Origin of the sequence: Azospirillum sp. TSH20, from assembly GCF_003115935.1 — a bacterium.
Lineage (GTDB): Bacteria > Pseudomonadota > Alphaproteobacteria > Azospirillales > Azospirillaceae > Azospirillum.
In genome coordinates, this window is sequence record NZ_LGQU01000127.1 from 25,025 (window position 1) to 39,948 (window position 14,924).

The following is a 14,924-nucleotide window of genomic DNA, read 5'->3' on the forward strand; positions in this document are numbered from 1 at the left end:
ATTCGCGATGCGAGCGCCGGCCCGTTGCGTGTGAAGACAGTTTAGCAGCGACATTGGTTGAATACGAACATTCCGCCCGAAACGCTATTGCCAACCGCAATCAGGCATACTACCATACCAGTGACTGAACAAACTGGTCATCGGCCATCCCCTTCCCTGCTGGACCGCCCCCATGAATCGGGGCGTTCGCCGGTGTTCCGGCGGCGGGCCGAACACGCACCAGTCGAATGCCGGCCGTCGGTTGCTGGCGGTCCATATTGCTGGGAGGAAAAGCATGTCTGTCATGGCGAACGCCGTGCGTACGGCGCTGTTCGGCGCGGTGGTGTCCCTGGTTTCATTCGGCGCCTCGGCGGCCGACTACACGCTCAGCGTCAACACGGCCCTGTCGCAGCAGGACCCGCTCTACAAGGGCCTGGAAGAGTTCAAGGCCAATGTGGAGAAGCGGTCGGCCGGCAAGATGGCCGTCCGCCTGTTCCCCGCCTCGCAGCTTGGCAAGGACGAGGATCTGCTGGAACAGGCCCGCGCCGGCGCCCCGGTCGCGGTGGTGGTGGATGGCGGCCGGCTCGCCGTGTTCGTCAAGGAGTTCGGCGTGCTGGGCGCGCCCTACGTCGCCCAGGGCTATGGCGGCATCCGCAAGGTCGTGACCTCGCCGATGTTCGAGGAGTGGGTGCAGAAGCTCCGCAAGGCGTCCGGCCATCAGGTGCTGTCCTTCAACTGGTGGCAGGGCGAACGCCACATGCTGACCAACAAGCCGGTGAAGGTGCCGGCCGACCTGAACGGCGTCCGCGTCCGCACGCCGGGCGCGCCGGTGTGGATGGAGACCATCCGCGCCATGGGCGCCACCCCGACGCCGCTGCCCTGGTCGGAGGTCTACACCGCCATGCAGCAGCAGGTGATCGACGGCGCCGAGGCGCAGGACCCCGCCATCTACGGCGCGCGCCTCTATGAGGTGGCGAAGTACCTGACCAAGACCGGCCACATCAACCTGATCACCGGCATCGTCACCAGCGCCGCCTGGTTCGACAGCCTGCCGAAGGACATGCAGACGATCCTGCGCGAGGAGTCGCTGAAGGCCGGCGACGAGGCCTCCAAGGCGACCGAGGCGTCGCTGGCCGATTTCGAAAAGCAGATGACGGAGAAGGGCATGCAGGTCGTCGCCATCGACGTCGCGCCCTTCCGCGAGGCCACCGCGCCCGTCTATGAGAAGCTCGGCTATGGCGAGCTGCACAAGCAGGTCGACGCGCTGCTGAAGCAGTGACCGGCCGGCCTTTCCAGTAGTGACCGGGGTGGGGCCGCCTTTGCCGGGCCGCCCCGCTCCCCTCCCGCAACCGACGCCCGCAGCCATCTTGCCCCACCGGCGCACCCACGCGGGCCGGACCGGAGCACCCCCTTGCGATGAAATCCCTATACGTCAAGGCGGAGACGGTGCTGGCGACAACGCTGCTCGCCGTCATCGTCCTGCTGGTCTTCGTGGCCGGCATCAGCCGCTGGTTCGGCTATCCCCTGGTCTGGTCGGTGGACGTCGCGCAGCTGCTGTTCGCCTGGGCCAGCTTCCTCGGCGCCGACCTCGCGTTGCGCAAGCATGCCCACATCGGCATTGACTATGTCGTCAAGCGCCTGCCGCCGCGTGTGCGCGCCATCCTGGACATCCTGCTGGCGCTGCTGGTGCTGGCCTTCCTGCTGACCATGGCGGTCAAGGGCTATCAGCTGACCATGCTGAACCTGGAACGCCAGTTCGGCGACAGCGGCATCAGCTATGCCTTCGTCACCTCGGCGGTGCCGGTCGGCTGCCTGTTGCTGTCCTTCACCCTGCTGGGGCAGACGATGGCCGCCATCGGCCGGCTTCGCCGCACCCCGCGCCCGATCTTCAACACGCCGTCGGACGTCCCGGTGGCGGAGGAGGTGATGCCGTGATCCTGCTCGCCCTCACCTTTTTCGTCCTGATGGGGCTTGGCGTTCCGATCGCCTTCGCCATCGGCATGGCCGGCTTCACCTTCTTCCTGACCAACGGCATCATTCCGGTGTCGATCGGGGTGCAGCAGGTCGCCACCGCCTCGCAGAGCTTCCCGCTTCTGGCCGTTCCCTTCTTCGTGCTGGCCGGCCACATGATGAACCGGACCGGCATCACCCACCGGCTGATCGGCTGTTCCAACGTGCTGGTGTCGTGGATGTCCGGCGGGCTGGCGCAGGTCTGTATCGTGCTGTCCACCCTGATGGGCGGCGTGTCCGGCTCCGCCGTCGCCGACGCGGCGATGGAGGCGCGCATCCTCGGTCCGGACCTGATCCGCAGCGGCTATTCGAAGGGCTTCACCTCGGCCGTCATCGCGGTGGGATCGCTCATCACGGCGACCATCCCGCCCAGCCTGGGCCTGATCCTGTACGGCTTCGTCGGCAACGTCTCCATCGGACGGCTGTTCCTGGCCGGCATCGTTCCCGGTTTCCTGATGATGGCCGTGCTGATGGTCACCGTCTGGTGGATCGCGCGGCGCCGCGGCTATGGCGCCGCCACCACCCAGCGGCCGACCGGCAAGGCGATGTGGGAGGCGGTCGTCCACGCCAAATGGGCGCTGTTGTTCCCGGTGGCATTGCTGGTCGCCATCCGCGGCGGCCTGTTCACCCCGTCGGAGGTCGGCGCCTTCGCCGTCATCTATGCCGCCGTCATCGGCTTCTTCGTGCACAGGGAACTGACGCTGCGCGCCATGGTGGACGCGCTGGTTGAGGCGGTGACGGACACCGGGCTGATCCTGCTGATCATCCTGTTCTCCGGCATGGTCGGCTACGCCATCGTCTTCGAACAGGCGCCGCAGAGCATCGCCGCCGCCATGACCGGACTGACGCGGGAACCGGCGCTGGTCGTCACCCTGATCCTGATCTTCCTGTTCATCGCCGGCCTGTTCATCGAAAGCACGGTGCTGGTTCTGCTGCTGACGCCGATCTTCCTGCCGATCGTCCAGCCGCTGGGCGTCGATCCGGTGCATTTCGGCATCCTGATGATGACCATCGTCACGCTGGGTTCGATGACCCCGCCGGTGGGGGTGGCGATGTATACCGTGTGCAGCCTGCTGGACTGCCCGGTCGAGGAATACATCGTCGAATCCATCCCCTTCGTCCTGGCCGTGGTGGCGCTGGTCGCGGTGATGCTGCTGTGGCCCGGTCTGGTGCTGTTCGTGCCGAATGCACTGATGTGAATGCCCCGGTGAATGTCACAGTGGAGCAGTCAGGAATCCGACTTGCAGCCTCCGTAAGGCCACCTATATTGGGTGGCGTACGTCAACAACTGAAAGGAGGTGATCTCGTGTCTCATTGTCCGTCTCACTCGTCGTCGAGCGCCAAGGCCGAGGTCTCTTTCTTCGTGGAAGAGATTTTGGTCCGCTAAGGACTGCGCCGTGGTGTCGACGACACACGGATTGACAATGGAAGGGCTGCCGGAAACGGCGGCCCTTCTTTGTTTTCGGGGATATCCGACGCATTCACCCACTTGCCCGACTTCGACGGGCAAATGGTCATCAGCGCGCTGGGCACAAGGTCTGCCTCAGTGCCGCCGCATCCGCTGGTCCGCTCCCCGCCCCAGACTGCGATAAGCCGCGACGGCCGCGACCGCGACGCCGGCCATCAGCACGGGCGAAATCCAGGCCGGCGGCGGGGTGTAGAAGCCGCCGACCACTCCACGCCCCCGCTCCACCGGGCGGAACAGGTTGCCGTCGCTGCGCGGAGCCGGAGGCTGGCGGTCGAAATGGCGGTGCATGCCGTAGCCGGCCACCTTCTCCACCAGACGCGGCGCGACCGCATAGCCCAGGCGCGACAGCGGGGCCAGCGCCCCGACCATGGCGCGGGCGCGCGGACGGCGGGCGACCGCCACCATCGTTTCCGCCACGTCGTTGGGATCGTCGTAGATCGGACCTTCCGGCGACAGCTCGTGCCCGGTGTAGTTGGCGCCGTGCATCATGCCCGGCGTGTCGGTGAAGGACGGGTAGACGCCGCAGACATGCAGATCCGGGCTGTCCACCAACTCCGCCCGCAGGCTGTCCAGCATGCCGTCCAGCCCGTACTTGCTGGCCGAATAGGCGGCGGCATAGGGTGCCGGGGCGAAGGCCCCAACCGATACGGTGGCGATGAAGGTGCCATGTCCTTGGCGGCGGAACAGCGGGATCACCGCGTGGGCGCCGTAGAGCGGTCCCAGCAGGTTGGTTTCGATCACCCGGCGGTGCGCCTCGACCGGCGTGTCTTCGAAGCGGCCGACGGCGCCGACGCCGGCATTGGCGATCCAGATGTCGATGGAGCCGTATTCCTCCACCGAGCGGTCGGCCAGACGCTTCACCGCGTCGGCATCGGTCACGTCGGTGGGGAGGACGATTGCGCTGGCGCCGAGGCCACGGCATTCCTCCGCCACCTCCTCCAGCAGCTCTTCGCGGCGGGCGGCCAGCGCCAGCCGGGCACCCTCCCGCGCGAAGGCCAGGGCGGTGGCCCGCCCGATCCCGCTCGACGCTCCCGCCACCACCACGACGGCTCCGTTCAGATCCCGCATCCCTCGTCCCTCCGGCTGACGCTGTTTGCTCATCAACAGGAGGGGGGCGAGGGTGTTGCGGGCCGGCCGGTCAGCGCTTCTTTCCGCCGCCCTTATCGCCACCGTGCGGCAGGTAGCTTTCGACGAAGTCCTTGGCGGTGCCCTTCAGCATGTCCCACACCTCCGGATCGCCCTTCGCCAGCGTCGCCATCATCGCGGCGGCGTTCTTCAGCGAGATGTGCGGCGGCAGCGGCGGCACATTGGGATCGGTATAGGCCTCGACCACCACCGGGCCGCGGGTCGCCAGCGCCTCGTCCCACACCTTGCCGAGGTCTTCCGGCTTGTCGACGAACAGACCCTTGAAGCCCAGCATCTCGGCATAGCGGGCATAGGGAACGTCGGGAAGCTCCTGCGATGCCTCGAACTTCGGATTGCCGGCCTGGGCGCGCATCTCCCACGTCACCTGATTGAGGTCGCGGTTGTTCAGAACCAGCACGATGAAGCGAGGGTCGCTCCACTGCTTCCAGTATTTCGACAGGGTGATGAGGGCGTTCATGCCGTTCATCTGCATGGCACCGTCACCGACGATCGCCAGCACCGGGCGGTCGGGATGGGCGAACTTGGCGGCCAGCGCATAGGGCATGCCCGGTCCCATAGTGGCGAGGCCGCCGCACAGGGTCGCCTTCATGCCGCGGCGGATCTTGATGTCGCGGGCGTACCAGTTGGTGCCCGAGCCGGTGTCGCAGGCGATCACCACGTCGTCGGGCAGCTTCGGCGACAATTCCCAGAAGACGCGCTGCGGGTTGAGCGGCGTGGCGTCGTTCATGGCGCGGGCTTCCAGCACCTTCCACCAGTCGGCGACACCGGCCTCGATCCCCTCGCGCCAGGAGCGGTCCTGCTTGCGCTGGAGCAGCGGGATCAGCTCGCGCAGGGTGCCGGCGCTGTCGCCGACCAGATTGACCTCCATCGGATAGCGGATGCTGAGCATCTTGGGGTCTATGTCGATCTGCACGCCGCGCGCCTGCCCCTCCTTGGGCAGGAACTCCGAATAGGGGAAGCCGGAGCCGATCATCAGCAGCGTGTCGCAGTTCACCATAATCTCGTAGCTCGGCCGGGTGCCGAGCAGGCCGATGGAGCCGGTGACAAAGGGCAGATCGTCGGGCAGCGCCGCCTTGCCCAGCAGGGCCTTTGCGACGCCGGCGCCCAGGATGTCGGCCACCTCGATCACCTCGTCGGTGGCGTTCAGCGCCCCGGCGCCGACCAGGATCGCCACCTTGGAACCGGCATTCAGCACGTCGGCGGCGCGGCGCAGGTCGGCCTCCGCCGGGCGGACGACGGGGGCGGAATAGCCGACGCCGGAATGGATGGTGCCGTGCGCGCGCGGCGGCGTCTCCACCGCGTCCATCTCCTGCAGGTCGTTGGGCAGAATGATGCAGGTCACCGTGCGCTCCGCCTTGGCGATGCGCACCGCACGGTCCACGAGGTGCCGCACCTGGGCGGGCGTGGAGGCCATGTGGACATACTCGCCGGCCACGTCCTTGAAGAGGGAGACGAGGTCGACCTCCTGCTGGTAATGGCCGCCGAGCGCGGTCAGCGCCTGCTGGCCGACGATGGCGAGCACGGGTTGATGATCGAGCTTCGCATCATAGAGGCCGTTCAGCAGATGGATGGCGCCGGGGCCGGAGGTGGCCAGACAGACGCCCAACTCCCCGGTGTATTTGGCATGCGCGGTCGCCATGAAGGCGGCCAGCTCCTCGTGGCGGGCCTGGACGAAATCGAACTGGTCGCCGGTGCGGGCAAGCGCGCCAACCAGCCCGTTGATGCCGTCGCCGGGATAGCCGAAGACCCGCTTCACACCCCATTCGGAGAGCCGTTGCCAGAAGAAGTCGCTGACGTTCGCAGCCATTGTCGCCTCTCTTGTGTCTGGTCGTGTTTCACCGCCGTGTCTGTTTCAACTGCGCTCCGTCCCTTCGGTTCGCCCGAAGCGTTCGCTTTTTTTGCAGCCCTGCCCCGTCCGCCGTCAGGCGGAGGCGGCGATCCGCTCCAGCTTCGCCGGAATGCCCTGGCGCACGGCGGTCCCGGCGACCGGATCGACCCACACCGACGCCCCGGCGCGGGACGGATCGGCGATGCCGAGGTCGTTCAGGTTGATGCCCGCCCCGATCTCCGGCACCGAAGGCTGGCTGTGCCCGCCGATCTGGTGCGGACGGGCGCCATATTCGCGGTGGCCGAAGCCATGCTCCACCGCCAGCACACCGCGCATCACGCCATGGCGGACGATCGCGGTGGCCTCCCGCACCCCGCCGGGCGTGGCAATGCGGATGCGGTCGCCAGTCTCGATACCGAGACGACGGGCATCCTCGGCGTTGATGCCGACCGGGTTTTCCGGATGCAGTTGGCGCAGCCGCCCGGCGGCGATGGTGTAGGCGCTGACCAGCACCGATTTGGAGCTGACCAGATGGAAGGGCCATTCCTCAGCGGTGTGGTGCTTGTGGACCGGGCTGCCGTCGGCGAAGACCGGCTCCATCCAGGTGGCGGTGCCGGTCCAGCGCCGGCCGGTGATGCTGCTCTTCGCCGTTCCCACCGCCTCGTTGTAGACCTGCAGCGGCTTGAGGAACTTGTGGGCCGCCTTGTCGCCCTCGAAGCCTTCGGCCTGATTCTGGTAACGGCCGCCGCGCGCCAGGACATAGGCGACCTTGCGCCATTCCTCCGGCTTCAGCGTGGCCTGCAGCGCCGGCATCACCCGTTCGACGCCGGACAGGGCGATGTCGCGGTCATCGGCGTCGGCGACCGGCTGCTTGCCGAGCCACGCGATGTTGGCGCCGCCGCGCAGATACCAGTCCTCCGGCCGGTCGAGCGGATGGAGCCTGCCGTCCATGTCGGCGATGGCGTCGGCGCCGAAGCCGGGCAGGCCCATCCGCTTGGCGAGCGCGATCAGGAAGGTTTCCATCTGGACATGCAGCCCGTCGGGCAGCGCCTGCGTGCGCGGCTCCACCACCGGCCAGCGCGCGGTGCTGGTCTTGGTCGGCACGCCGCCCCAGGGCGATGCCCAGCCCCAGGTCTCGAACAGCACGGTGTCGGGGACGATGTAGTCGGCGAAGGCGGAGGTTTCGTTGATGAACGGGTCGATGGAGACGATCAGCGGCAGCGTCTTGGGGTCCTTCAGCGCCGCCTCCGCCGCGGCCCGCACACCGGGGATGCCGTAGACCGGGTTGCTGTTCCACAGGAACAGGGCCTTCAGGCGATAGGGGTAGCCGTCGGCAAGCCCGCTGGTCAGGTACTCGGTGGTCAGCTGCGGCGCAGCCGGATACCAGGGGGCCTTGGCCGGATAGGGCTTGCCGGCTGCCTTGTTGCGGGCGAACTCGCTGGATTTCTCGTATGGGACCGGGCGGCTGATCGCGGTGCCGGACGGCTTCACCGCGCCGGGGAAGCTGGCCAGCTTGTAGCGCGGACCGTCCTGCTCGTCCGGGAAACGGCCGCCGCCGAAGATGCTGCCGCCCTTCCAGTTCAGGTTGCCGATCAGCGTGTTCAGGGTGACGACGCCGAAGGCGTTGTAGAAGCCGTTGCCGGCCATCATGCCGCCATGGGCGTTGGCGACCGCCTTCTTGCCATGGCTGGTGAATTCACGCGCCAGTCCGGCGATGACGTCGGCGGGGATGCCGCAGGCGTCGGCATAGCCGCGCAGGTCCAGCCGCATCGCCTCCTCGCGTAGCAGGGTCAGGCTGGTCTTGACCGCGACCTCGCCGGCCGGCGTCGCCACCATGCCGTCATGGAACAGCATCGCCGGTCCGCCCAGCGCATCGTGCGCCACCGGCTTTCCTTCCGGATCGAGCGCGACGAAGGCGTCCTTCTCGCCATAGCGTTCCTTCTCGTCCAGCTCGATCCAGCCCATGTCGGAGGCGCGCAGCATCCGCCCCTCGCGCGGGTGGCCCTTCTGCCGGATCACCAGATGGGTGGCGTTGCACCAGCCGGCCTCGCCCGCCGCCGTGGCGGCCTTGGCGTTGGGCTGGGACAGATAGCGGCTGTCGATGCGGTCGTTCTCGAACATCCAGCGCATGATGCCCATCACCAGCGCGCCGTCGGTGCCGGGACGGATCGGGATCCAGTTCGACCGCTCCCCCGCAGCCCGGTTGTCGGCGTTGGTCAGCACCGGATCAACCACCACGTAATTCAGCACGCCGTCGGTTCGAGCCTTGGCAACCAACATGGCCTGCCGCTTGAACGGGTTGCCGGCGTTGGAGGGGGCGGTGCCGATGAACAGCACGAATTCGGCATTCTGCAGGTCGGGCTTGGCGTGCGGCATCGCCTTCAGATCGCCGAACACCGCGCCCGAGCCGGAGCGATAGGCGCCACCGCAATAAGCGCCGTGGCCGGCAAAATTGATGGTGCCGAGCGCCTGATTGAAGAAGCGCCGCACGAAGGGCTCCCGCCCATCATTGACGGAGGCGAGCAGCGCCACCTGGTTGACCTTCGCCCCCAGCTCGGGCGAGGCAGGGTCGATCGGCGTCTTCAGGTCGCGCAAGGTCCGCAGCCCCTCCACCGGCCCCTCGCCGAACAGGTCGCCGCCCTCGGCGATCTCCTCCACCAGCCTGTCGAAGGCAATCGGTTCCCAACGGCCGGAGCCGCGCGGGCCGACCCGCTTCATCGGCGTGGAGATGCGGAAGGGGGAGGTCAGCATCTCCAGCGCCGCATTGCCGCGCCCGCAGGCGGTGGAGCGGCCCTGCAGCCCCTTCTCGTCCAGCCGCGACAGCGAGCGGACGCTCTCCTCGATCGGCGTCGCAAAGGGCAGGAAGGGGTCGGTGGACAGCGGGCTATAGGGGTTGCCGGCCACCCGCAGCACGCGGTTCCGCTCCACATCCACCCGCACCCGGACGCCGCACAGCGTGGTGCAGCCCAGGCAGGCGACGTTGGCGACGATCTGGCCCGGCGTCGGCTCCACGGCGCCGGTCGCCGGGTCGATGCGGAATTCCGGCTTCGGCGCGTTGCCGCTGATGGTGTCGTCGGGCTGCTCGCCGGCCCAGGCGCCCTTGACCAGCTTGCGGCCGGTCTCGGAGAAGCCGCCGGCGAAGGCGGCCAGCGCGCCGCCCGCGGCGGTGGAGGTCAGGATGTGGCGACGGGTGATGGACATGGTGGACACTCCGGTCTTCGCGAGCGGGGCTCAAGCGCGGATTGGATTATTCGGCAGGGATCAAGCTTGCCGGACGGGCGGCAGCGGGAGTTGCGGACACCGGCAGCAGCGCCGTCATCAGGATCAGCAGGAACAGCCACAGCCCCGCGGTGCCGACGATGCCCATCAGCCCGTCCGGGCCGGCCGGCAGCGCGTATTCGTAGAAGCCCGCGCCGGTCTTCGGCACCGACTGGCCGCCGATGAACACGGTCCAGCGGAACATCCAGGCGCTGTGCACGGCAATCAGCCCGGTCAGCAGCCCGGTCCCGGCCGGCCGGGCGACGGCGATGACGAAGGGCACCACCGTCGCGGCCACCGCCCAGACGGCGGTCACCCGCCACGCCTCGGACCCGGCCACGCTGTCCAGCGCCGCCGCATGCCCTGCATCCAGCCCCGACAGGCCAAGCGCCAGCCACAGCCCGCCGCACAGCATCACCGCGGCCAGCACGGCGGCGAGCAGCCGGTTGCCCAGCACCTCCACCCCGCGGTCGGCGGTGCCGACGACGCGGTTGAGGATCAGCACCAGCCCGACGGCGCCGGCCAGCGCGGTGGTCAGGAACTGCACCGGCAGGAAGGGCGTGTACCACAGCGGCCGGGCCTTCACCACCGCCACCTCGACGCCGGTGTAGAGCGCGACCAGCGCCGCCCCGGCCAGCACGAACAGGCCGGCGGCACGGATCAGCCGGTCGTCGCGGCCACCGCCCAGCGCTGCCAGCCGGTACAGCCCGGCCAGCCGGCTGTCGATCCGGCCATGCGCCTGCAACTCCTCGCGCAGGCAGGCCCAGCCATAGATCAGCAGGCCGCCGATGTAGAACGGGATGAACAGCGATCCCCACCACATCCAGGAGGTCGGCCGGAACACCACGTAGAAATGCCAGAAGCGGCCGGGCTGGTGCAGATCGGACAGAAGCGCCACCGGCGCCGCCAGCCCGCAGGTCAGCGCCACGATCAAGGCGAGCCGCCCCAGCGGGCGCCAGCCGTCACGGGCGAAGGCGTAGCCGGGCAGGCTGAGCAGCAGGCCGCCGACCGACAGGCCAATCAGGAAGAAATACTGCACGGCCCAGGGAAGCCACGCGACCTCGCGGGTCACGTTGATGACTTCGACGATGTGCGTGTCCATCATGCATGCTCCTTCCCGGCTTGCGGCGCCGGCCGCCACAGGGTCGGCGTGCCGTCCACCTTGCCCTGCATCTTCGGATCGAGGCCGATGTAGAAGACCCGCGGCTGGGTCCCCATCTCGGGCTTCAGCACCTTGGGGTTCTGCTCGCGCACCAGCTTCGACACCGTGCTGTCGGGGTCCTTCAGGTCACCGAAGATGCGGGCGCCGCCGACGCAGGTCTCGACGCAGGCGGGCAGCAGCCCGGCTTCCACGCGATGGACGCAGAAGGTGCATTTGTCGGCGGTCTGGGTTTCGTGATTGATGAAGCGGGCGTCGTAGGGGCAGGCCTGGACGCAATAGGCGCAGCCGACGCACACCGAATTGTCGACCACCACGATGCCGTCCCGCCGCTGATAGGTGGCGCCGGTCGGGCAGACCGGGATGCAGGGCGGATCCTCGCAATGGTTGCACAGGCGCGGCAGCATGTAGGAGCCGGCCCGACCCTGCTCCGTCACCTCGTAGGTGGAGACGATGGTGCGGAAACTGTTTTCCGGAACGTCGTTCTCCATGATGCAGGCGACTGTGCAGGCTTGGCAGCCGACGCATTTGCGCACATCGACCACCATGGCCCAGCGGTGCGCCGCGTCACCGGTTGCCGTGACGGCACCGGCGTCAGCGGGTACGGCCGCCAGCGTGGCGGCGCCGACGGTCGCGGCCCCGGCGCCCAGGCAGAAGTTGCGTCGTGATCGGTCCATGGCAGGCTCTCCCGGCACCCATTCCCAGCCCGCAAAACATGCGGGCCGATCTCAGGGCCAAGGATAGCCGGGGGCACGGCGGCGCCCCATTGTGGTCATCCCCACACTTCTTAGGGTTTTCCCCCGCGACGCCAAGCCGCAGGCTGCTATCTGTCTGCGCGATCCGATCTATTCCGCTTCCAGCAGAAGCCGGGTCAGGTCCGCGACCGACGACACCTCCAGCTTGTCCATCACGTTGTGGCGATGGACCTCGACCGTCTTCATCGACAGGTTGATCTCGGCGGCGATGACCTTGTTGGGCTTTCCGGCGACCACCAGCGCCGCCACCTGCCGTTCGCGCGGGGTCAACCGGCCGATCAGCGCGCGGACGGAACGCTTGCGCTCCGCCGCCTCCCAGGCGCGGCGGGACTTCTCCAGCGCCTCGTGCACGCGGTCGAGCAGAAGCTGATCGTTGAAGGGCTTCTCGATGAAATCGACCGCCCCCGCCCGCAGTGCCCGCACCGCCATCGGCACATCGGCATGGCCGGTGACCACCACCACCGAAAGCAACGATCCCGCCCGCGCAAGTGTGTCCTGCAATTCCAACCCGCTCATCCCCGGCATGCGGACATCGGTGACGAGGCAGCCCGGCCGGTCGGGCTTGAACGCACGCAGGAATTCCTCCGCCGAAGCGAAGCTCTGCACCGCCAACCCCAGCGAGCCGATCAGCCAGCCCAGCGAATGACGCATCGCCGGATCGTCGTCCACCACATAGACGGTGCGTGGCGGGGCCGAACTCTCCGCATCATGACTGGCTCCATTACTCATGGGATCTCTTGCTCCTGTGCCGCCGGCAGGACGAAGCGCATCTCCACGCCCCCGCCGGGATTGTCCGCGGCCCATAGATGGCCGCCATGGGATTCCAGGATGGTCCGGCAGATCGACAGGCCGAGGCCCATCCCCTCCGGCTTGGTGGTGAAGAAGGGGTCGAACAGCCGCTCCCGCGCCTCCGCGCTCAGGCCGTGGCCGCGGTCGGCGACCGTTACCCTTACCCGCCCCTCGCCGTCGGGGCCGGTCCGCACGGTGATCCCGTCGGCCGGCGGGCAGCCCTCCATCGCATCCAGCCCGTTCTTCATCAGGTTGAGGACGACCTGCTCGATCTGCACCGCGTCGGCCGCCACCCGAGGAAGTCCCTCAGCCAGATCGAGCGTCACCGCGATACCGGCGCTGCGCGCCCGGTCGGCGCACAGGGCGGCGGCGGCGCGAACGGCGTCGTTGATGTCAACCGGCTCGATCTGGGGCGCGCGCTTGCGCACGAAGTTGCGGATGCGGGCGATGATGTGGGCGGCACGGTCGGCCTGATCGGCGATGGCGCGGGTGGCGTCCGCCAGCTCGGCGGGCCGGCCGGTGCCGGCCTCCAGCCGGCGGGTGCAGCCGCGCGCATAGTTGGCGATTGCACCCAGCGGCTGGTTCAGCTCATGCGCGAGGTTGCTGGCCATTTCGCCCAGGATCGACAGGCGGGCGACATGATCGATTTCGCGCTGGCGTTCGCGGGCATTCTCCTCGGCGCGGCGGCGCTCCGCCATTTCGCGGAGGAGATCACGATTGACCGCTCTCAGTTCGGCGGTACGGACCTTGATCAGATGCTCCACCCGCAGCGAATGGGCCGCCCACCACACCAGGGCCAACGCCGCAAGCGCCAGCCAGTGCCAGTTTTCGCGCGCCAGGTCGACCAGCGAAACATCGCGCAGCGACCGGTAGGGACCGATGCGCAGGGAGCGGAACAGGGCATGGACCGGCTGGTAATCGCGCGGCACCGCCCAGCCCTGGTAACCGCCGGCCTTTGCCGCGGGATGGTCCTGCGGCATCTGGAACAGGGCGACCACCGCCTGCTTCGCCAGTTCCTCCGGCGTGCCGGCGAGGCGGGCCAGCGGCCAATCGGGATAGAGGTCGGTGGAATGGGCGCAGGCGAAATCCGGCGCGGTCCGGGGAGCGAGAACGCGGAAGGCCGCCGGGTCGATCCGCCCCTCCGCCGCCAGTTCCTCCAGCACGCAGGCGCGCAGCACGCCGGCATCCACCGTCCCGTCGCGCACGGCGAAGGCGACGCGGTCCACCGGGAAACCGGAAAAGCGCAGGTCCTTCAGATCGCGGAAGGGATCGACGCCGACATCCAGCAGTTCGCCCCAGGCAATCTGGAAACCACCGAAGGCATCGGGGTCGATGGCCATCAGCGTCCGCCCACGGAGGTCGCGCAGCGCCGTCAGGTCGTGGCGGTCGGCGCGCACGACTATGGCCGAGCCGATGGCATTGCCGGAGGACCGCCCGGACTGCAGGGTGGCGATGCGGGTGACGCCGTACCGCGCCTCCAGATCGACATAGTTGCCGGTGTTGGTCAGGATCAGGTCCACCGTGCGATTCTGCACGGCGGCGTCCATCCCGGCGAGGTCGAGCGCTACCATCTCCGCCCCGCGGCCGGGGAAATGGTCGCCGAGATAGCGGATCGTCGGTTCCCACACCGCCGCCGCATGCTCCTCCCCCCGATAGGCGAGCACGCCGACGCGGACCGGCGGCTCGGCAGCCCATCCGTGCGACGACAGCAGCAGGAAAACGAACAGCAGTCGGGCGATCATGGCGGCTGATCTTGTGAGGGGATCCAGCCCTTTAGCGCGTCCGCCGCCCCGGCACAAGACGGCGCGCGTCCTGGACATATGCACCGCCGAAGGGCGATCGCGACCAGACCGCTCCGCACTGTGCCGGCGGTATCGCGCTCCGATCTCACGGACCGTTTGCGCCGATGGTGCGTTATTGAATGCAGCAACAGGGAGACAGACATGGCCGAGGCCAACATCAACGACCGGGCAAGTTTCGAACGGGCCTACGACCGGCATTCCTTCGAACAGGATGCGGCAATGAATGCACGCAGCGACACGACGGTCGTTCACGGCGTGACCATCCTCTCCGCCCCGGATGCCGAAGGACGGGTCGAACTGTCCCGTACCTCTCAGCATGTGGGGGAGGGAAACCCGGAAGGCGATCCCGTCTTCGTCGCTGCCTTTCGGCTTCACGACACTGCCGCCGATACCGCCAGCACCTACGCGAGTTCGGTCGAGCCGGTTGCCGCAGCACGGAGCGATGCCACCGACGACTATAGGGCCTTCATCGACCAACTTCTGGACACGGCAAGGAACGCGCAGTTCAAGCCCGACATCGGCCGAGGCGAAGAGCGGCTGAAAGGCTTCCACGGCGGATGAGCATCTGCGGAGTTCCAAACGCCGAAACGCCCCGGCTCGTGTGAACCGGGGCGTTTCTGAAGTGACGAAGATGCAAGCTTGTGCTTTGTGATTGAGCGTCTCTTGAGCCTGAGTGACCTGGCGGCGACCTACTCTCCCACGTCTTAAGACGCAGTACCATTGGCGCGGA

11 protein-coding genes are annotated in these 14,924 nt (G+C 68.0%); 4 read left to right on the forward strand and 7 right to left on the reverse strand.

Translation table 11 applies throughout. From position 1 onward, the window contains the following. The first annotated feature begins 274 nt into the window (after nt 1–274). The 3 genes from TSH20_RS29580 (at nt 275) to TSH20_RS29590 (ending at nt 3,188) form a co-directional block, all read left to right on the forward strand. Complete coding sequence (locus TSH20_RS29580) at nt 275–1,258, forward strand: C4-dicarboxylate TRAP transporter substrate-binding protein (RefSeq protein WP_109157288.1); 984 nt, start codon at nt 275–277, stop codon at nt 1,256–1,258. 137 nt (nt 1,259–1,395) lie between these two features. Continuing rightward, on the forward strand, nt 1,396–1,914 hold the full coding sequence (locus tag TSH20_RS29585; RefSeq protein WP_109152004.1) for a TRAP transporter small permease: 519 nt from the start codon (nt 1,396–1,398) through the stop codon (nt 1,912–1,914). Further along, nucleotides 1,911–3,188, forward strand: a complete 1,278-nt coding sequence (locus TSH20_RS29590; RefSeq protein ID WP_109157289.1) for a TRAP transporter large permease — start codon at nt 1,911–1,913, stop codon at nt 3,186–3,188. The genes TSH20_RS29585 and TSH20_RS29590 overlap by 4 nt, the downstream gene beginning before the upstream one ends. 344 nt (nt 3,189–3,532) lie before the next feature. Here TSH20_RS29590 and TSH20_RS29595 read toward each other — a convergent pair whose 3' ends face one another. The 7 genes from TSH20_RS29595 to TSH20_RS29625 form a co-directional block, all read right to left on the reverse strand. Then, nucleotides 3,533–4,525, reverse strand: a complete 993-nt coding sequence (locus TSH20_RS29595; protein ID WP_109157290.1) for an SDR family oxidoreductase — start codon at nt 4,523–4,525, stop codon at nt 3,533–3,535. Nucleotides 4,526–4,595: 70 nt separating this feature from the next. Next, nucleotides 4,596–6,410, reverse strand: coding sequence for a thiamine pyrophosphate-requiring protein (locus TSH20_RS29600; protein WP_109157291.1), 1,815 nt, complete (start codon nt 6,408–6,410; stop codon nt 4,596–4,598). Between the two features lie 114 nt (nt 6,411–6,524). Next, nucleotides 6,525–9,632: a molybdopterin dinucleotide binding domain-containing protein gene (locus TSH20_RS29605; protein WP_109157292.1), complete on the reverse strand. Its 3,108-nt coding sequence runs from the start codon at nt 9,630–9,632 to the stop codon at nt 6,525–6,527. Between the two features lie 46 nt (nt 9,633–9,678). Beyond that, nucleotides 9,679–10,794, reverse strand: a complete 1,116-nt coding sequence (nrfD, locus tag TSH20_RS29610; RefSeq protein ID WP_199232114.1) for an NrfD/PsrC family molybdoenzyme membrane anchor subunit — start codon at nt 10,792–10,794, stop codon at nt 9,679–9,681. Further along, nucleotides 10,791–11,525, reverse strand: coding sequence for a sulfate reduction electron transfer complex DsrMKJOP subunit DsrO (dsrO, locus tag TSH20_RS29615; protein WP_109157293.1), 735 nt, complete (start codon nt 11,523–11,525; stop codon nt 10,791–10,793). The genes nrfD and dsrO overlap by 4 nt, the downstream gene beginning before the upstream one ends. 168 nt (nt 11,526–11,693) lie before the next feature. Continuing rightward, on the reverse strand, nt 11,694–12,332 hold the full coding sequence (locus TSH20_RS29620; RefSeq protein WP_109157294.1) for a response regulator transcription factor: 639 nt from the start codon (nt 12,330–12,332) through the stop codon (nt 11,694–11,696). Then, complete coding sequence (locus TSH20_RS29625; RefSeq protein WP_109157295.1) at nt 12,329–14,134, reverse strand: PhnD/SsuA/transferrin family substrate-binding protein; 1,806 nt, start codon at nt 14,132–14,134, stop codon at nt 12,329–12,331. Before TSH20_RS29625 ends, TSH20_RS29620 begins: the two co-directional genes overlap by 4 nt. 201 nt (nt 14,135–14,335) lie before the next feature. Here TSH20_RS29625 and TSH20_RS29630 point away from each other — a divergent pair, with 201 nt between their 5' ends. Then, nucleotides 14,336–14,755 carry a hypothetical protein gene (locus tag TSH20_RS29630; RefSeq protein ID WP_109157296.1) on the forward strand — a complete coding sequence of 140 codons (420 nt, stop codon included), beginning with the start codon at nt 14,336–14,338 and terminating at the stop codon, nt 14,753–14,755. Nucleotides 14,756–14,924 lie beyond the last annotated feature (169 nt).

Coding starts and splice junctions, on each gene's coding strand:
- TSH20_RS29580 (WP_109157288.1), top strand. CDS start 275: ATGTCTGTCATGGCGAACGCCGTGCGTACGGCGCTGTTCGGCGCGGTG.
- TSH20_RS29585 (WP_109152004.1), top strand. CDS start 1,396: ATGAAATCCCTATACGTCAAGGCGGAGACGGTGCTGGCGACAACGCTG.
- TSH20_RS29595 (WP_109157290.1), bottom strand. CDS start 4,525: ATGCGGGATCTGAACGGAGCCGTCGTGGTGGTGGCGGGAGCGTCGAGC.
- TSH20_RS29600 (WP_109157291.1), bottom strand. CDS start 6,410: ATGGCTGCGAACGTCAGCGACTTCTTCTGGCAACGGCTCTCCGAATGG.
- TSH20_RS29605 (WP_109157292.1), bottom strand. CDS start 9,632: ATGTCCATCACCCGTCGCCACATCCTGACCTCCACCGCCGCGGGCGGC.
- nrfD (WP_199232114.1), bottom strand. CDS start 10,794: ATGATGGACACGCACATCGTCGAAGTCATCAACGTGACCCGCGAGGTC.
- dsrO (WP_109157293.1), bottom strand. CDS start 11,525: ATGGACCGATCACGACGCAACTTCTGCCTGGGCGCCGGGGCCGCGACC.
- TSH20_RS29620 (WP_109157294.1), bottom strand. CDS start 12,332: ATGAGTAATGGAGCCAGTCATGATGCGGAGAGTTCGGCCCCGCCACGC.
- TSH20_RS29625 (WP_109157295.1), bottom strand. CDS start 14,134: ATGATCGCCCGACTGCTGTTCGTTTTCCTGCTGCTGTCGTCGCACGGA.
- TSH20_RS29630 (WP_109157296.1), top strand. CDS start 14,336: ATGGCCGAGGCCAACATCAACGACCGGGCAAGTTTCGAACGGGCCTAC.